General features: G+C 38.8%; 16 protein-coding genes. 11 read left to right on the top strand and 5 right to left on the bottom strand.

Features of this window, described 5'->3' with window-relative positions; genetic code table 11:
- Nucleotides 1-39: 39 nt before the first annotated feature.
- The 4 genes from ACQY77_RS13360 (at nt 40) to ACQY77_RS13345 (ending at nt 3,540) form a co-directional block, all read left to right on the top strand.
- Complete coding sequence (locus tag ACQY77_RS13360) at nt 40-1,320, top strand: glycosyltransferase family 4 protein (protein WP_421941652.1); 1,281 nt, start codon at nt 40-42, stop codon at nt 1,318-1,320.
- 148 nt (nt 1,321-1,468) lie between these two features.
- A complete protein-coding gene (locus tag ACQY77_RS13355) occupies nt 1,469-2,215 on the top strand; it encodes a glycosyltransferase family 2 protein (protein WP_421941653.1) in 747 nt (248 codons plus the stop codon).
- A 3-nt stretch (nt 2,216-2,218) separates the two neighbouring features.
- On the top strand, nt 2,219-2,908 hold the full coding sequence (locus ACQY77_RS13350; RefSeq protein ID WP_421941654.1) for a hypothetical protein: 690 nt from the start codon (nt 2,219-2,221) through the stop codon (nt 2,906-2,908).
- Nucleotides 2,909-2,979: 71 nt separating this feature from the next.
- The gene (locus tag ACQY77_RS13345; protein ID WP_421941655.1) at nt 2,980-3,540 is read left to right on the top strand and encodes a type 1 glutamine amidotransferase domain-containing protein; all 561 of its coding nucleotides are present in this window, start codon (nt 2,980-2,982) and stop codon (nt 3,538-3,540) included.
- A gap of 168 nt (nt 3,541-3,708) precedes the next feature.
- Here ACQY77_RS13345 and ACQY77_RS13340 read toward each other — a convergent pair whose 3' ends face one another.
- The 4 genes from ACQY77_RS13340 to typA all read right to left on the bottom strand — a co-directional run bounded on the left by ACQY77_RS13340 (nt 3,709) and on the right by typA (nt 8,921).
- Nucleotides 3,709-4,752, bottom strand: coding sequence for a hypothetical protein (locus ACQY77_RS13340; RefSeq protein ID WP_421942381.1), 1,044 nt, complete (start codon nt 4,750-4,752; stop codon nt 3,709-3,711).
- A 55-nt stretch (nt 4,753-4,807) separates the two neighbouring features.
- A complete protein-coding gene (locus tag ACQY77_RS13335) occupies nt 4,808-5,998 on the bottom strand; it encodes a serine hydrolase domain-containing protein (protein ID WP_421941656.1) in 1,191 nt (396 codons plus the stop codon).
- Between the two features lie 82 nt (nt 5,999-6,080).
- Complete coding sequence (locus ACQY77_RS13330) at nt 6,081-6,953, bottom strand: lysophospholipid acyltransferase family protein (protein ID WP_421941657.1); 873 nt, start codon at nt 6,951-6,953, stop codon at nt 6,081-6,083.
- 162 nt (nt 6,954-7,115) lie between these two features.
- Nucleotides 7,116-8,921, bottom strand: coding sequence for a translational GTPase TypA (gene typA, locus ACQY77_RS13325; protein WP_421941658.1), 1,806 nt, complete (start codon nt 8,919-8,921; stop codon nt 7,116-7,118).
- Between the two features lie 301 nt (nt 8,922-9,222).
- Here typA and ACQY77_RS13320 point away from each other — a divergent pair, with 301 nt between their 5' ends.
- Both ACQY77_RS13320 and ACQY77_RS13315 read left to right on the top strand, forming a co-directional pair.
- The gene (locus ACQY77_RS13320) at nt 9,223-10,653 is read left to right on the top strand and encodes an MBOAT family O-acyltransferase (protein WP_421941659.1); all 1,431 of its coding nucleotides are present in this window, start codon (nt 9,223-9,225) and stop codon (nt 10,651-10,653) included.
- Nucleotides 10,654-10,655: 2 nt separating this feature from the next.
- Entirely contained in the window at nt 10,656-11,576 is a 921-nt protein-coding gene (locus ACQY77_RS13315) for a hypothetical protein (RefSeq protein WP_421941660.1), read from the top strand.
- A gap of 3 nt (nt 11,577-11,579) precedes the next feature.
- On the opposite strand, the gene ACQY77_RS13310 is transcribed toward ACQY77_RS13315, so the two are convergent.
- A complete protein-coding gene (locus ACQY77_RS13310; protein ID WP_421941661.1) occupies nt 11,580-12,389 on the bottom strand; it encodes an alpha/beta hydrolase in 810 nt (269 codons plus the stop codon).
- 184 nt (nt 12,390-12,573) lie between these two features.
- Here ACQY77_RS13310 and ACQY77_RS13305 point away from each other — a divergent pair, with 184 nt between their 5' ends.
- The 5 genes from ACQY77_RS13305 to ACQY77_RS13285 all read left to right on the top strand — a co-directional run bounded on the left by ACQY77_RS13305 (nt 12,574) and on the right by ACQY77_RS13285 (nt 17,608).
- Entirely contained in the window at nt 12,574-13,281 is a 708-nt protein-coding gene (locus tag ACQY77_RS13305) for an esterase family protein (protein ID WP_421941662.1), read from the top strand.
- Nucleotides 13,282-13,345: 64 nt separating this feature from the next.
- The gene (locus ACQY77_RS13300) at nt 13,346-14,392 is read left to right on the top strand and encodes an ATP-grasp domain-containing protein (RefSeq protein ID WP_421941663.1); all 1,047 of its coding nucleotides are present in this window, start codon (nt 13,346-13,348) and stop codon (nt 14,390-14,392) included.
- 15 nt (nt 14,393-14,407) lie between these two features.
- Nucleotides 14,408-15,520, top strand: coding sequence for a carboxylate-amine ligase (locus ACQY77_RS13295; protein WP_421941664.1), 1,113 nt, complete (start codon nt 14,408-14,410; stop codon nt 15,518-15,520).
- Between the two features lie 7 nt (nt 15,521-15,527).
- Nucleotides 15,528-16,355, top strand: coding sequence for a type 1 glutamine amidotransferase (locus ACQY77_RS13290; RefSeq protein ID WP_421941665.1), 828 nt, complete (start codon nt 15,528-15,530; stop codon nt 16,353-16,355).
- Between the two features lie 65 nt (nt 16,356-16,420).
- Nucleotides 16,421-17,608 carry a hypothetical protein gene (locus ACQY77_RS13285; RefSeq protein ID WP_421941666.1) on the top strand — a complete coding sequence of 396 codons (1,188 nt, stop codon included), beginning with the start codon at nt 16,421-16,423 and terminating at the stop codon, nt 17,606-17,608.
- Nucleotides 17,609-17,637: the final 29 nt, after the last annotated feature.

Genomic DNA, 17,637 nt, shown 5'->3' with positions numbered 1-17,637 from the left:
CGCAACAGTTTTTATAATCGTAAACAATAAAATGTATTTTTGAGAGATTTGAAAGTTGTACACTTAAATACTTATGATGGCAATGGCGGAGCAGGCCGTGCTTGTTTACGCCTGAGCGATGCGCTTAAGGCATTTGGTATTGATTCGAAGGTTTTGGTATACTATAAATTCGGTCAAAATCCTAAAATAGATACATTCAGCAAGAACCCTTTCCAAAAGGCGAAAGCAGTTTACAATATTTTGGCTGAACGCTATTTTTCTAAATGGTTGAGCAAATCGGTCAAAACCCCTTTCAGTTTGCAATGGTATGGTCGGTCGGTAATTAACCATCCTGATGTTAAAAATGCCGATGTCATACATCTCCACTGGATAAACCATGGTTTTTTAAACCCCAGGTTTTTAGCCCAGTTAGATGAACTGGAAAAGCCTGTGGTATGGACTTTTCATGATAGCAATGCGTTTACCGGTGGCTGCCATGTACGGTATGGTTGCGAGCACTTTCATCAACAATGTGGCAACTGCCCGATTTTAAAGCTGAGTGGCAGGAATGATATCTCTCATAAAACCTGGCTCCGCAAGCAGAAAGCATATACAGAACTAAATTTTCACATTGTTGCACCCAGTAACTGGATGGCCAAATCGGTAAAATTCAGCAGTTTGTTGGGCACCAGAAAAACCACTGTAATTCCAAACACCATAGAAACACAGATTTTTAAACCCTATGTAAAATCTGAAGCTAAAAAAGTACTTAAAATAGATCCGGATAAATTCGTATTGATGAGTGGTTTTATGCCTTCTAAAAACGATAAGCATAAAGGAACTCCTTACCTGATTGAAGCTTTAGAAATCCTATCCCGAAGGGCCGGGATTAAAAAAGAAGATATCGAGCTGGTTATTTTTGGCAATAAGGATAATGCGGAGCTGCCCGCCTTCCCTTTTAAAACCACTTTTTTAGGAACAATTAATAAAGATGATCATTTAGCCAAGTGTTACTCTGCAGCAGATGCATTCATTACCCCATCTTTAGAAGATAATTTGCCAAATACAGTGATGGAAAGCCTTTCTTGTGCCACTCCTGTTATTGCTTTTACCACAGGAGGAATTCCCGACATGGTGAAGCATATGCAAAATGGCTATCTTGCCACCTATCAGGACGCCGCGGATCTGGCTAATGGGATCGAATGGCTGTACCATCGTCCAAACAAGGAAGAAATTCAGAAAGCGGCAAGATTTACCATTCTTTCAGATTTTTCGGAGGAAGTAATTGCTGCCGAGCACATTCATCTGTACGAAACTTTGATTGATCTACAGCCTAAGTAATATGAAGTTAGAATTGACAAATGCCTATTACGATAATATAAAAGCACTTAAGTCTGCGATATTAAATAGCAGATATAATAATACTTTACCTGATGAGTATCAAGGGATATTGCCAGATGTTGAAACCCTAAAAAATTTAATGAACTAAATGCCTAAACTATCCATCATCACCATCGTATATAATAATGTTCGCGATATTGAGCGAACCATTCAATCTGTAATCAATCAAACCTACAAAAAGATTGAATACATTGTAATTGATGGTGCATCAACAGATGGAACTTTGGACGTTGTTAACCAATATCAGGATCACATTTCAAAAATTGTTTCAGAGCCAGATAAAGGGATATATGATGCGATGAACAAAGGCCTGGCGCTGGCCACCGGCGATTATATTCTGTTTATGAACTCTGGTGATGAATTATATGATCAAAACACAGTAGAAGCTGTTTTCGCCGCTGCTCCATGGGCAGATATTTATTACGGAGAAACAGAGATGTACAACGACAATTGGGAAAGTTTGGGGAGAAGAAGACATGAAGTACCCGAAGAATTTGACTGGAAAAGTTTTAAATACGGGATGAGCATCAGTCACCAGGCCATTTACATTAAAAAAAGTATCACTGTTCCCTACGACCTTCAATATAAATACAGTTCCGATATAGACTGGATTATCAAAGCGGCAAAAAAAGCCTCAAATATTGTAAATGTACACCGTTATGTAGCTAAATACCTGGTTGGGGGAATGAGTAAGAAGAAGCATCGGGAAAGCCTGAAAGAACGCTTCAAAATCTTTACTAAATATTACGGATTAATTCCAAATCTCTTTCACCACCTCATCATTGCCTGTAACCTGGCACTGTATTTTCTTAAACACAGAAAGACAAATGATTAGCCTATGAACGAAGAAATTAACGAACTCATCTCTCATTACGAACAAGAAAAAGAATTAATTCTGTCTCTCCTCAAGGCCGATCAGCTGGACAACGACCTGGAAGCGGTATACTTAAATTCTAAAAATCTGTTTAGCATAGAACGCCAAATTAGAACACTTAAGTCAATGATTGATCCTCATGCCAAAGAAAAGGAAATGCTGGAGGATCAGAAGAAAAGATTAGAAGCACTTAACATCCGGCAGGGGATGGCAGATTTTATTAAAGAAAAAATTCAAACCATTGACCACAGGATTAACCAGCTCAACTGTCATTCAACAGGCTATTTTAATGATGGGCAGGAGTTTGACGATGCTCTCTTCGATTTAGTGGAAGAAAAAATCAAAGCTTTCATATTTTATTTATGGAAAGACCAGCTCTACCTTCGCTTTTCTATCAAACGAAATCAGATAAGGATTAGATTTACACCATTTTCAGAAATTCCCTCCCAAATATACTTTCAGAAAGAAAATTTGATGCTGCTGAGAATAATCGGATTTAGAAAAAATAAATCGGGCTCATGCCTGCAAATAAAACTTGATTTGAATGCATTTAAGGACACTATACCTATAAAAACTATTGTGAGTAGAGTAGTTTATGAGGCCTTACACAATTATAATATCGCTAACCAAAATTCGTTTCTGGTCATCCAATAATATAAAATTATAAAAACAATCTTCCAATTTTAGCTGTCTATACCATAATACCTATTAAAAACAATACAACTATGGGACAGTTAAGTAACCGCAACATTGCAATACTTTCAGAAAGCGGATTTGAAGAAGTAGAATTAACAGAACCGCTAAAAAGGTTAAAGGAAGAGGGTGCAAACGTTCACGTAATTTCCTCAAAAAGTGGCAAAATTAAAGCATGGAACCATGATCATTGGTCTATTGAGGTTGATGTTGATAAAACCGTTAGCGAGGTTAATGCTGCCGACTATAATGGCTTGGTTTTACCTGGTGGTGTTATAAACCCAGATCAATTACGGGTTAATGATGATGCAATAGCTTTTGTGAGGGCATTTTTTGAGGCTGGGAAACCTGTTGCTGCAATCTGCCACGGACCACAAACATTAATTAATGCAGATGTAGTTCGGGGAAGGAAACTCACTTCGGTGAAAAATATCTCGCAGGATTTGATCAATGCAGGTGCCGACTGGAGCGACGAGGAAGTGGTGGTGGATCAGGGATTAGTTACCAGCAGAACACCGGAAGATCTACCCGCATTTAACGATAAAATAGTGGAGGAATTTGCCGAAGGCGTACATGAAGGGCAACACGCCTGATCAACGCTTTAGACGCTCTTTCTAAATTCACTCAAAAAACGGTTGGCTTGTCCAGCCGTTTTTATTGATAGTACACTGGCCTGTTGGGCATTAGTCATTAGCTGAGGTCATTAGACAATCCACTCCATCAATCCCTATTCATTCAATCAATCATCAGCATTTGATCAATTACAGTTTCACCTGTCTGATGATATTTTTGATATTCAACTCAATAATATCCGTCATGTTGGTACAGTGGAGATAGTTATCGTCTTTAAAGTATTCTGCCATTCCTTTTTTTAGCCTGGCGATATTTTCGGGAGTGGTTAGCTCTTCCCGCTTCGAAACATCGCGAAGATCGGTTAAACGATGGCGTTCACTCCTCACCCGATGTACTATAGATGATCTTTCTTCTTGTTGGTACTGCAATACAGTTTTCTCGGTAAGCTGCTCCATACTCAGTTTAACATAAGGCAGGTTTTCTTTAAAAAACTGAGGGAGATAAACTTTCAGGTTACCTTCATAAAACTGCTGATCAAAATCTATTGCCCTGATGCGAAACTGGATATCGTCAAAATCTGGTGTAATCTGTACTACAAAATTATAGGCACGCATATCGCCCAAAAGCATAATGAGACAACGCTCATTAAATTTCACAAACTCTTTGGCTATACGGGTGGGATTAAATTCAGGGGTGTATAATTGTCCTTTCGTAAAAACATCACCGGGTATTCCGGCTATATGTTCTTCAACCAATGTATCGCCATCCACCAGATAATTCACCTGGTTTGGTGAAAGTATTTCTTCCATTTCCAGTCCGTAAATACGGGAAGCATCGGCTTTCTTAATGTAGAAATAATCATAAACATCATTTAGTCTGTTTACAATTCTAATCCGGAACGGATGCGTATTGCCAAAGGTGCAATACTCAATCTTATCAATGTACTTATGCTCTACGATACGTAGATTACCCGAGGCCTTTAAGCTCGCATAAATTTCCTTTAAGCCATTATGGAGTTTTTCGATCAAATCCTGGGCGTAAATCGGTCCTTCCCACAATGAATCCTTACCCTGTTTATCCATCAAGGGAAAAGCTTCATTAAACTGCATCAAATCATTATAAGAAATAGGCAGTTTGGCTTCCCTTTGATAGAGGCGAAGATATTTTTGTAAGGCCGGTGTAACCGGAAAAATCGGCTTCTTTTTAGAAATCTTTACGTCATTATTCTCCATTGCATAGCAATGTACCATTTTAATGAATTATGGCAAAGCGGATGAGATCGAAATATTAGCGGTTAGGATAAGTAAAGGGCTTACCTGCCAGGTACCTGCTTATTTTTCGATAAGGATAATCACCTGCACCATGATTGGCAAGCTGCACTATAATCGTATTGGTTTTAGGATCTATGTAAAGTCTCTGCCCAAGCATACCTTCCGCGGCATAGTCACCCTTTTCACCTTCTTGTGGAATCCACCAAAGGTAATGATGCGCTGATTTTTGCCAGCCCTTAGCCGATGAAGGCTTTTCGTTGCCAATGTTAACAGATTGCCTTATCCAGCTTGCGGGTACCACCTGCTGACCATTATAATTTCCATTGTTTAGGAACAACCGACCGATTTTGGCCAGATCTATTGCCGTAACCTGGAAACGGCTTGCGGTGTTCGCCAAGCCTCCGGGATGATCCAATCCCCAGGTAGCTTTATATTGCGAACCCATCTTAACCCAAACTTTTTCCTGGAAATATTGCGCTACTGTTCTCTTTGTTGCACTTTCTAAAATCCAGCCCAACAAAATCGGATCAATACTTTTATATTTCCAAACGGTTCCTGGTGCATTAACCAATTTAACATTTATCAATTCAGCTTTCATGTCGCTGGTATAATAGTATTTGGCCTCATCAGAAAAAAAGGCCTTTATAAAACCACCAAAAGCGTCCTGAAAGGTTAGCCCGGATTTCATATCCAATAGATTTTTGATTGAAATATGATGAAATGCGGTGTTCGTCCGCAGCTCTGGAATATAATCGATAACCTTATCATTCAAACTTTTTATGTCGCCTTCAGCCAGTGCCTGCCCAATCATAATAGAAATGAGACTTTTAGCTCCTGAAAAAATTGTGGTTAATGTACTATCTGCATACCCATCAGCAAATTTCTGATAAATGATGCTGTCGTTTCTGATGACAATAAAAGCGGTTAATTTACCTTGCTTAAAATAATCGTCAAAACGAATGGATTGGTTTTGGCCATTGAATACATGCAGGCTATCCAAATCGGTCCGCATTTTTAATGCTCTTTTAAATAAAAAATGAGCATCACCGGGAAAAACAACAGCCTGAGGAAAAATCTTGTAAGTTTCTGCGCTTGGCGTGCGGTAACGTAAAACCCTTAATAAGTAAGGTTTCCAAATAAAAATTGCGGTGACACAGGTAATGGCCAGTATAAAAAACCATTTTAAAATCCTTTTAAGGGTCTTCATTTATTAATTGCACTACTATTGCTGAATTGTTTAACTGCTCAACCGAAAACTGGAAACTGCCAACTGTCAACTGAAAACTGTCCTAATGAGGTCGATGCTTCCATCTTCGGTGACTCCAAAGCCAATAGGCTGGCTCATCTCGGATAATTTGTTCCAGAAACCGGGTATGCTGTTCTGTAATTTCATATTCCTTAGTTTCAGCAGGATTTAAACAAAGCGGCACACAATCTACCTCGTAATATCCTCTTTTAATAACTTTAACTTTAAGATAGAAAACCGGTCGGTTGGTTTTTTTTGCAATTTTTTCTATCCCCAATTGTATAGCCGTGGGTTGGTTTAGAAAAGTTGTCCAATAATTGGATTCTTCCCTTGTTGGCGCCTGGTCATTACCAAAGCTAAAAATAGTTGTTTCATCCTTGCTGGCTTGTAACGCCCTGAAGGTCTGCCTCATGGCAATCATTTTATTTCCAAATTTACTTCTGATCTTCTTAAACCAGTCATCAAAGGATTTGTTGTTTAGTGGTTTATAAATCGGGTATTGTGTTGCTTCAAAATGTAACCCGCAGCTTAAGGTTCCCCACTCCCAGTTTCCATAGTGAGCAGAACAAACCAAAACACTTTCTCCCCGCATTAAGTAGCTATCGATTAAGGCTTTATTTCGAAAAACGAATCGTTTTAATGCTTCTTCTTTCGAAATGCTGTTTAGTCTTACAATTTCAAAAATTAGTGATGCCAGATACCTGAAGAACTTTTTTTCAATCTGCTTAATCTCATCAAAATTCTTTTCTGGTAATGCATTTAAAAGATTAGTTCTGACAACCTTTCTCCGATATCTTACAACATAGTATAACAATACATAAAGTCCATCTGCAAAGACATACAAAACGGACATAGGCAGAAGTGACAGTGTGGCTATAAAAAATATCCCCAAATGGGTGAACCCCTTTTTAAGCATGTTATACAGTTAAAGCGTAAAGTTAAAATTAATAATCAGAGCGCAAATGGAGCAGCAGGCAAAAAACATGCCTGTTGCCGGAGGATCGCGGTCTTTTGATTAGAAGATGCAAAAAAAAAGCCTCGATTTACATCGAGGCTTATATATTAATATTTAAAAGGCTTATGCAAATTGCTTTCCTTTTACTTTACGTTCTTGTTCTGTTAAGAAGATTTTACGTAAACGCATACTTGCTGGTGTAACCTCGATATATTCATCAGCCTGGATGTACTCCATAGCCTCTTCTAAAGAGAATTTAATTGCAGGTGCGATACGCGTATTATCATCTGTACCAGATGCGCGCATGTTGGTTAATGCCTTTCCTTTAACAACGTTTACTACTAAATCATTATCACGGATGTGCTCACCCATAATCTGACCTTCGTAAACATCGGCTCCCGGATCAACGAAGAAGCGACCTCTATCTTGTAATTTATCAATAGAATAAGCAGTTGTCTGACCTTTTTCCATTGAAACCAATACACCATTTAAACGTCCAGGGATTGTACCTTTCCAAGGCTCATAAGCTTTGAAACGGTGTGCCATAATGGCCTCACCAGCCGTAGCAGTTAATACGTTGTTACGTAAACCGATAATACCACGAGAAGGAATTTCGAACTCTAAATGTTGTAAATCACCTTTTGGTTCCATAATTAATAATTCACCTTTACGCTGAGTTACCAATTCTATTACTTTACCAGAAACTTCCGCAGGTACATCAACAATTAATGTTTCAACTGGCTCATGTTTTTTACCATCGATTTCTTTAACGATAACCTGTGGCTGACCAACTTGAATTTCATAACCTTCACGACGCATGGTTTCGATTAATACTGATAAATGGAGAATACCTCTACCATATACTAACCAGGAATCAGGAGAAGCTGTTTCAACAACTTTAAGTGCTAAGTTTTTCTCCATTTCCTTATATAAACGCTCCTTAATACGTTGAGAAGTAACTAATTTACCTTCTTTACCGAAAAATGGAGAGTTATTGATCGTGAACAACATGTTCATTGTTGGCTCATCAATGCTGATTACCGGTAATTGTTCTGGTGCTTCGAAATCAGCGATGGTATCACCAATATCAAAACCATCAATACCTACAACAGCGCAAATATCACCCGATCTTACCTCTGTAGCACGGATTTTCCCTAAACCTTCGAAAGTATAAAGTTCTTTTACTCTTGATTTAACGATTTTGCCATCGCGTTTAATTAAAGTAACAGGTTGGTTTTCTTTAATTGTACCACGGTGTACACGACCGATTGCAATACGACCTACGAAAGATGAATAATCTAATGAGGTAATCTGCATTTGTAAAGTACCTTCGTTAATTGGTGCAGGTGGAATATTTGCCACAACCGCATCTAATAAAGCGAAGATATCAGTTGTTGGTTTTTGCCAGTCAGTACTCATCCATCCTTGTTTAGATGAACCATAAATAACCGGGAAATCCAATTGCTCTTCAGTTGCTTCAAGGTTGAAGAACAATTCGAAAATTTGCTCATAAACCTCTTCAGGGCGACAGTTTTCTTTATCTACTTTATTTACAACTACAATTGGTTTTAAACCCAATGCTAAAGCTTTTTGCGTTACGAAACGCGTTTGAGGCATTGCACCTTCAAAAGCATCGCAAAGTAAAAGTACCCCATCGGCCATTTTCAAAACACGCTCTACCTCACCGCCAAAATCCGCGTGACCAGGTGTATCGATGATGTTAATTTTTACGTCTTTGTACTGAACAGATACGTTTTTAGACACGATGGTGATACCACGCTCACGCTCTAAATCGTTATTATCCAATATCAACTCCCCTGTTTGTTCGTTGTCACGAAAAATAGAACAAGAGTGTAAAATCTTATCAACCAAAGTGGTTTTACCGTGGTCAACGTGTGCTATAATAGCTATATTTCTTATCTTTTGCATAAAATGCGCCTCAAATTTGCCGCAAAGATAAGGTTTTGAAATGAATTTCCCACTATAGGAACAAGTTTTTAATCCAAACTTAACATCGTAATTGCTTCATTTTTAACAGAAAAGGAAGTTAGTCAGACAAAAGTGTCCTTATGCTTACCTGCATAAAAAATTCTCAGCTCCACTTGTAAAATTATTTACAGCGCCTGCACAGCTTTTATCCATTTTCGGCACAACCCGCTTCGCATCATTAATACTACAGGATTATTCCCTTAGTTTTATATCCACCTTAAAATCATTTAAAGATAGTCCCATGCTTTTCAACTCTTTAAGTTTCGCCCTGTTCCTCCCGCTTATCTTCACACTCTACTGGCTAATCGGGAAAAAACAACTGAGGCTGCAAAATGTACTCCTGCTCTTTGCCAGCTATTTCTTCTATGCCTGCTGGGATTGGCGGTTCATGTTTCTGCTAATCTTCTCTACCCTGCTCGATTTCTTTACCGGCTTGAAGATGGAACAAAAACCCAATCAGCGAAAATTTTGGTTTTGGCTCAGCATCTGCATAAACCTTGGGTTTCTCGGTGTTTTCAAATACTATAATTTCTTTGCCGAATCATTTGCTGAGGCCATCTCCAATTTTGGATTAAAAGTTAATCCCTGGACGTTGAAAGTTATTTTACCAGTAGGCATTTCCTTTTATACTTTCCATGGCCTGTCCTATGTGATCGATATCTATAAACAAAGAATCAAGGCCGAACGAAATTTCATTGATTATTCTTTATTTGTAAGTTTCTTCCCGCTGTTAGTTGCAGGGCCAATTGAAAGGGCCACCCACTTGCTTCCGCAGATTAAAAGAGCAAGAAATTTCGATTATAGTAAGGCTGTTGATGGCCTAAGGCAAATTCTATGGGGATTATTCAAAAAAATTGTGATTGCCGATCAATGTGCAACCATTGCCAACACCCTCTTTAATCATTCTGATGCCTATTCAGGCAGCACTTTATTATTAGGCGCTATCCTGTTTGCCTTTCAAATTTATGGCGATTTCTCGGGTTATTCTGACATTGCCCTGGGTACCGCCAGGCTTTTTGGCATTGAACTTTTGCGCAACTTCGCCTACCCTTATTTCTCCAGAGATATTGCCGAATTCTGGCGCCGCTGGCACATTTCTTTATCCACATGGTTTAGAGATTACCTTTATATTCCGCTAGGAGGAAGCAAAGGAGGCACCTGGAGTAAGATCCGAAACACATTTATCATCTTTCTGGTTAGCGGATTCTGGCACGGAGCCAACTGGACTTTTATCGTTTGGGGGCTGTTGAATGCGCTTTATATCATGCCGTCCATTATATTTAACACCAACCGGTCTAATTTAGATATTGTTGCCGCCGAACGAACCTGGCCCTCATTTAAAGAGTTGCTGGCCATTATGCTAACTTTTGCACTCACTGTTTTTGCCTGGATTTTCTTTAGGGCGAATTCCGTACAACATGCATTCCATATTATTTCATCTATCGGATCTGCCTCACTATTTAGTATCCCGCAGGTATTGCCAATCAAACTCTTCCTGCTCCTCACACTGTTCATTCTTTTAGAGTGGAATGGGAGAAATGAGCCCTATGCCATTCAAAAATTCGGTCTTATGTGGATCAAACCTGTCAGATGGGGGCTTTACTATGCCCTTGTATTAACCATTTTTTATTTTTCGGGTGAAGAGCAACAGTTTATCTATTTTCAATTCTAGCTATGAAAAAATTTGTCCAGTACCTCCTCCTTTTTCTTACGCCAATATTAGTTTTAGGCTTAACTGTAGAATTATTAATCAGACGTATTCCCAACGATTATGAATTTAAAAAAGATTATTTAGACCATCATGCAAATGAAATATCCACGCTTTTTCTGGGTAGTTCTCATGTTTATTATGGAATAGACCCAAAATATGTAAAAGCTAGTTTCAATGCCAGCTACATATCGCAATCATTTGATTACGACCTTGCAATTTTAAAGAAATACCAAAACAACTGGTCTAAACTTAAATACATTGTATTACCGGTAGACTATTTTTCGCTTTACGGCCTATTGGAAGATAGCCCTGAAGCCTGGCGAAGTAAAAATTACAGTATTTATTACCACATTGAAACCCATCACAAGCTCATTAGTGATACGGAGGTGTTCGGAAACAAGCTTGATGTTAATTTAACGAGATTGTATGCTTATTATGTAAAAGGACAGGCAGACACCTCCTGCTCAAGGCTGGGCTGGGGACAACGTTACACAGCGCGGACCCACAAAAATTTAGATAAAACCGGCCCAGTCGCCGCAGCCCGTCACACGGCTAAAACGAATAAAAGATTTGAGCAGAATATACGCTTGCTTAATGAAATTATTGATTTTGCAGAACTGCGTAAAATCAAGGTTTTATTATTTACCAGTCCTGCCTATAAATCTTATATCACTCATTTACGTCAGTCGCAATTGAAGGGTACACTATCAGCCATCAGGCAAATCGGTAATACTCATCGGTTAACCAAATACTACAATTTACTGGATGACAGCAGCTTTAAAGCCAACGACTTTTACGATGCCGATCACCTGAATGAATACGGTGCTAAAAAACTTTCTTTAAAGATAACGGCCCTCTTACTTAAAGAGGAACAGCATATGTAAGATTTAAACCTCAAAAGCCCAGTTCAAAAATGCGGGCATTACACTTTCCCAGGTAGGTACATCGTGCTTACCGCCAACTTTTTCGTAGTAAAAGAGTTCATTTGGCCTTTTGTATCCCTTTTTCATCAAACACTTTACTACATCAATGGTATCATCAATAGAATCAATGATCAAATTTTTGTTCCTATCGGCCTGTTCATCCTCCGTGCCCGTCATTAACCAGAATTTCATTTGAGGTTTGCCTGTACTTTGGTCAAGCATTTCATGTAAAATACGATCTGCATCGGTATAGCCATCGGTCAAATCTTTCTTTCTCCACCAAAAAGCACCAGAAAATACGCCAACAGCATCAAAAACATTTGGATTATTCCAGGCGATATCAAAAGCAGATAAACCACCTAACGAAAAGCCAGCGAAAGCCACCTTTCCCATCACCGGTAAGGCAATTTTCTTTTTTACAAAAGTTAAAAGCTCTTTTACGATGAAATCTGTATACTGACTGGCCTTAGCCCCCCTGCCTTTAAAATCGGGTATACCAGCTACGCCATATTCCATTAACCGATCGGCTGAGGCTTTAATTGCTACAACAATTAACCGATGATTTCTTTTATTATGATGTGCTTCTTCTAAAATTTCTGTGAAATTCATTTTGGCTACATCCTGCCCGTCATTGAGTAAAAGCAACTCAATTTTTTCATTCCCTAAAATACCTTCGGGGGTATAAATATCTATTTCAACCTCATGCTTTAAATAAGCAGAAGGGATTTTAAAACTACTGGTATTAACTTTAACTGATAAAATTGTTGTGTACATAAACTTCAAATCACCGTTCACCTGGCGCAATGCCTATAAATTCGGGCAAAGGTACGATTCTCTCTAAACTATTAAATATCAGCGGCATTTTTTTACAAAACCTTTCATTTATATCCATTTTAAAAAAAAGCTTTCGTTCTTTTTATGAGATTTAATTTCTATATTAAAACATTCATTTTTTGATATGGTTAAAGAAGAACATAAAAAATGGTACAGCCCAAATTTAAGTACTGACATTGACTTGTTAATATTTGGCCACAGTGGTATCCCTATTCTACTGTTTCCAACCAGTATGGGGCGATATTTCGAAAATAAAGATTTCAACCTGATAGATTCTGTTGAGGGATTCATCAATGAGGGAAAAATTAAGATTTATTGCCCGGATGGCATTGATAAATTAAGCTGGTACAATAAAAGTATTCCTCCGGCAGATCGTGTAAAAAATCACATCTGGTATGACAAATACCTGTTGGAAGAACTTGCTCCTTTAGCCAAACATGAAACAGGCCATCAAAAAATAATAACGGCAGGTTGTAGTTTTGGTGGGTATCATGCAGCGAATTTTGCTTTCAGACATCCCTGGCTGGTAAGCCATATGTTTAGTATGAGTGGTGCATTTGACATTACCGGCCAGTTAGACGGATTCTACAATAACGATGTTTATTTTAACAACCCCATAGATTTCATCCCCAACAATAGCAATCCAGAATTGCATTACTTGAAAATTGTTCTCGGAACTACCGATCGGGATATGTGCAGACCTGACAATGAAAGGTTATCACACATCCTCAATCAGAAAGGCATTAACCACTGGCTGGATATCAGGCAAAATGCTGATCATGACTGGCCGATCTGGAGAGAAATGTTCCCTGAATATATTGCTCAACTTTAAAGAAGAAATCAACAAAACGATCTGACATTTAAGATGTTTGATCATTAAACAATAAACTCAAAGAATGAAAAAAATAGGGATTTTATTCGGACAGGAGCGCTCTTTTCCTGAAGCCGTTATCGAACGAATTAACCAGAAAGCCATTAAAGGCATCACAGCTGAGGCCGTTAAAATTGACAAAATATTTCAGAACGCTCCCTTAGGCTACGCTGTAATTATCGACCGCATTTCGCAAGATGTTCCCTTTTACAGGTCTTCCTTAAAAAATGCAGCCATAACCGGTACTGCAGTAATTAACAATCCATTTTGGTGGAGTGCTGATGAAAAATTTTTTAACAACGTACTTGCAGAGCAAATTGGTGTTCCGGTGCCGAAAACAGCGCTGATCCCATCCAGGGAGCATCCAACAGGAACTACAGGAGAATCTTTTTCAAACTTAGCCATGCCCTTAAACTGGGATGCCATCTTTGATTATGTTGGCTTTCCAGCTTATATGAAACCTTTTGATGGCGGTGGCTGGCGGGATGTTTACAAACTTCATGATAAAGAAGATTTTTTCAATAAGCATGCTGGCACAGCACAACTCGTTATGTTGTTACAGGAAGAAATCATCTTTGAACAGTATTACAGATGCTACTGCATTGGGGGTAAACATGTGCGCATCATGTCTTATGATCCGCGTAACCCACACCATTTGCGCTATGCTGTAGACAGTTTTGCACCGGATACTAAACTGTTAAAAACCATAGAAGATTATGTGATCAAACTTTGCACCTTTCTGGGATACGATTTTAATACGGTAGAATTTGCAGTTAGAGACGGCATACCAATTGCCATAGATTTTTGCAATCCGGCACCAGATGCAGATGTAAAAAGTGTAGGAGCGGAAAATTTTGAATGGGTAGTAGAAACCACTGCAAATTATGCTATAGAAAGAGCGCAGGCACAAAAAGATGGTCAGGATAACCTCACCTGGGGAGAATATATCAAATCATCGGTAGCTGGCAAACCTCTGATATCCAAAGCGCCTGCAAAAACTAAGAAACCAAGCAGTAAACCCGCTGTTGAAAAAACAGTCGCCAAACCAAAAAAAGCCACAGTTAAGAAATAATTAGGGATAATATTAATGAGCATTAGGATGAATGAATTTACGCTAGGCGTGGAAGAAGAATACATGGTAATTGATCCCGTTACCAGAGAGTTAACTTCGCACGACCAAAAAATTGTTGAGGCTGCACAAAAGATCCACAAAGACCAGGTAAAAGCAGAAATGCACCAGGCAGTGGTTGAAGTAGGAACAGGCATTTGCAGAAGTACCGAAGAAGCCCGCAAAGAAATCTCTCAGCTTCGATACACAGTATCGCAACTGGCAGGAGAACAAGGGCTTCGAATTGGAGCAGCCGGAACACACCCATTTTCACATTGGGAAAAACAATTGATTACAGAACATCCCCGCTATAATGAAATTGTAAATGAACTGCAGGAAGCTGCCCGTTCTAATTTAATTTTTGGCCTGCATGTACATGTAGGCTTCCAGTCAAGAGAATTGGCCATTCACATTGCCAATCAGGTGAGGTATTTCCTGCCCCATGTTTTCGCTTTGTCAACTAATTCGCCTTTTTGGGAGTCGAGAAATACAGGATACAAATCTTTCCGGACAAAGATTTTTGATAAATTTCCAAGAACAGGAATTCCGGATATCTTTAACAGCATTGAGGATTACGATAATTATGTGAAACTGCTCATCAAGACCAATTGCATGGATAATGCAAAGAAAATATGGTGGGACATCCGCGTTCATCCGTTTTTTGATACGGTAGAGTTTCGAATTTGCGATTGCCCGATGCTAATTGATGAATCAATGGCTTTTACAGCATTATTCCAAGCCTTATGTGCAAAATTGTATAAGCTTCGTTTGCAAAACATGAAGTTCATCAGTTATTCAAGAGCCTTAATTAATGAGAATAAATGGCGGGCAGCCCGATATGGTGTTGATGGAAATTTAATTGATTTTGGCAAAGAAATGGAAGTCAATTGTCGGAACCTGATTTTAGAACTTTTAGATTTTGTGGATGATGTAGTAGATGATTTAGGCTGCAGAGACGACATTAATTACGTGCATAAAATACTGGAGCATGGAACTGGTGCTGACAGGCAGTTGGCGGTTTACGAACAAACTGGTAACTTTGAATCCGTAGTAGATTACATTACTACTCAAACACTTATAGGTGCAAAGTAATTAAACCATGGATAAAAGCATTTTAAAGGTAGCCGTTATTGACATGAACAATGGGGCTCCTAACCAGGGGATGCGGGGAATTCAGGAGATTTTATCCCGTTTTAAAACCGATAACCACATCGACCTCCAATTTGATATTTTCGATTTAAGGCAAAAAGCCGAAATACCAGGTATGGAATATGATGTATATATTTCTAGCGGCGGTCCGGGTAGCCCTGTTGAAAGTGAAGGCGAGAAATGGGAGAATGACTTCTTTCAACTGTTAGACCAGATTGAAGCATTCAATACAGTAAATAAGGAAGAAAAGAAATATGCTTTTTTAATCTGCCACTCGTTTCAACTGGCCTGCCGTAAATATAAACTGGGCAAAGTAACCGAGAGGCGTTCAAATGCTTTTGGAATATTTCCAATTACCTTAACTAAAGATGGAGAAAAAGAGGAGGTTTTTGAAGGAATTTCTAATCCTTTTTATTCTGTTGATAGTAGAGACTGGCAGGTTATCTCGCCAGATTTTGAAGCTTTCGAAGCGAAAGGAGCCAAGCTCCTGGCGATAGAAAAAGAACGCAAACATGTGAATTTAGAACGATGCATGATGTCTATCCGTTTTACGGATGAAATTATAGGTACACAATTTCATCCAGAAGCGGACCCCATAGGCATGAAAATGTATCTGCTCCAGGAGGAAAAGAAAAAGCTGATTATTGATACCCATGGCGAAGCCAAGTATCTCGATATGCTCAACAGCCTGGACGATCCGAAAAGAATAGTACTTACGCAAAGCGTTATCCTTCCTAACTTTTTAAATAAAGCAATAGGAAAATTTCAGGAAGCTTAACAATGGGCTAAAACACCTTGTAAGCAGGATTTAAAACGATTTGGCTTCATTAATCCATTAGCATTATGATACCCGCTCAACGCCAAAAATACAATCAAAAGTTCAGCCCCGAAAAATACGAAGCCTTTCTCCAGAAACTGGAGGAAGGCTTAATTGAAATCCCCTTTCGGGTAGCCGAAACCCCAGTCTTTGTGCCTAAAGCACTAAAAAACAAGCTGATCGAAGCAGGAAATGAAATTATTAGCCTCATTAGGCAAGATAACTTTAAATCCCTCACCGAAAATGCAATTCCTCAAGAATGGCGGGTACCCAATGAAAATGCCCAACCCCATTTTTTAACTTTTGATTTTGGTGTTTGCAAAGATGAAAAAGGCGAACTCATACCAATGCTTATTGAAATGCAAGGTTTCCCTTCTCTTTATGGCTTTCAGCACCATATGGGTAAAAACTTTAAGGAAGTATTTAATATAGACGACTCTGTTGACTATTTCCTTAATGGTTTCAATCAGGAAAAATATATAGCCCTGCTCAAAAAAGTGATTCTTGGAAAACATCAGCCACATGAGGTTGCTTTGATGGATGTAGATGCTCACAATCAAAAAACAGCAATAGACTTTTTGGTTACCCAGAAAATGCTGGGAATTAAAATCCTGGCGCTGGAGGATATCATCAAAGAGGGTGAAAACCTTTTTTATCAGGAAGGATCCGAAAAAATTCAGCTAAAGAGAATATATAACAGGCTAATTTTTGACGAAATAGCTGAAAATCCTGAAATTTTAAACAAAAACTTTGATCCACGTGAAACATTAAATGTAGAATGGGTAACGCATCCTAACTGGTTTTACCGGATCAGCAAGTATACCATGCCCTTCTTAAACAGCAAATTTGTTCCCGAAACGCGCTTTTTAGATCAGATAGATAATGTTCCTCATGACTTAGAGAACTATGTGTTAAAACCCTTATTTTCATTTGCAGGAATGGGTGTAATTATTGATGTGAGCCCTGAAGATATAAGCAACATCAAAGATCCCGAAAACTGGATTCTCCAGCGAAAGGTAAAATATGAGCCCGCTGTTCAATCACCTACTGGTGGCGTAAAAGCGGAAATCAGAATGATGTACTTATGGGCTGATGGAGAAGAGCCTCAGCTTTGCATTAATCTTGCCCGCCTTAGCAGAGGAAAAATGATTGGTGTACGATACAATGCAGATTTTGACTGGGTAGGTGGTACAATAGGCCTAATGGAGAAATAACAGTTCCGCACTTCAGGAGCTTACCACCT

Origin of the sequence: Pedobacter sp., from assembly GCF_965279535.1 — a bacterium.
Taxonomy (GTDB): Bacteria; Bacteroidota; Bacteroidia; order Sphingobacteriales; family Sphingobacteriaceae; genus Pedobacter.
This window is presented reverse-complemented; position numbering and strand designations above follow the sequence as displayed.

Coding starts and splice junctions, on each gene's coding strand:
- ACQY77_RS13355 (WP_421941653.1), top strand. CDS start 1,469: ATGCCTAAACTATCCATCATCACCATCGTATATAATAATGTTCGCGAT.
- ACQY77_RS13350 (WP_421941654.1), top strand. CDS start 2,219: ATGAACGAAGAAATTAACGAACTCATCTCTCATTACGAACAAGAAAAA.
- ACQY77_RS13345 (WP_421941655.1), top strand. CDS start 2,980: ATGGGACAGTTAAGTAACCGCAACATTGCAATACTTTCAGAAAGCGGA.
- ACQY77_RS13340 (WP_421942381.1), bottom strand. CDS start 4,752: ATGGAGAATAATGACGTAAAGATTTCTAAAAAGAAGCCGATTTTTCCG.
- ACQY77_RS13335 (WP_421941656.1), bottom strand. CDS start 5,998: ATGAAGACCCTTAAAAGGATTTTAAAATGGTTTTTTATACTGGCCATT.
- ACQY77_RS13330 (WP_421941657.1), bottom strand. CDS start 6,953: ATGCTTAAAAAGGGGTTCACCCATTTGGGGATATTTTTTATAGCCACA.
- typA (WP_421941658.1), bottom strand. CDS start 8,921: ATGCAAAAGATAAGAAATATAGCTATTATAGCACACGTTGACCACGGT.
- ACQY77_RS13320 (WP_421941659.1), top strand. CDS start 9,223: ATGCTTTTCAACTCTTTAAGTTTCGCCCTGTTCCTCCCGCTTATCTTC.
- ACQY77_RS13315 (WP_421941660.1), top strand. CDS start 10,656: ATGAAAAAATTTGTCCAGTACCTCCTCCTTTTTCTTACGCCAATATTA.
- ACQY77_RS13310 (WP_421941661.1), bottom strand. CDS start 12,389: ATGTACACAACAATTTTATCAGTTAAAGTTAATACCAGTAGTTTTAAA.
- ACQY77_RS13305 (WP_421941662.1), top strand. CDS start 12,574: ATGGTTAAAGAAGAACATAAAAAATGGTACAGCCCAAATTTAAGTACT.
- ACQY77_RS13300 (WP_421941663.1), top strand. CDS start 13,346: ATGAAAAAAATAGGGATTTTATTCGGACAGGAGCGCTCTTTTCCTGAA.
- ACQY77_RS13295 (WP_421941664.1), top strand. CDS start 14,408: ATGAGCATTAGGATGAATGAATTTACGCTAGGCGTGGAAGAAGAATAC.
- ACQY77_RS13290 (WP_421941665.1), top strand. CDS start 15,528: ATGGATAAAAGCATTTTAAAGGTAGCCGTTATTGACATGAACAATGGG.
- ACQY77_RS13285 (WP_421941666.1), top strand. CDS start 16,421: ATGATACCCGCTCAACGCCAAAAATACAATCAAAAGTTCAGCCCCGAA.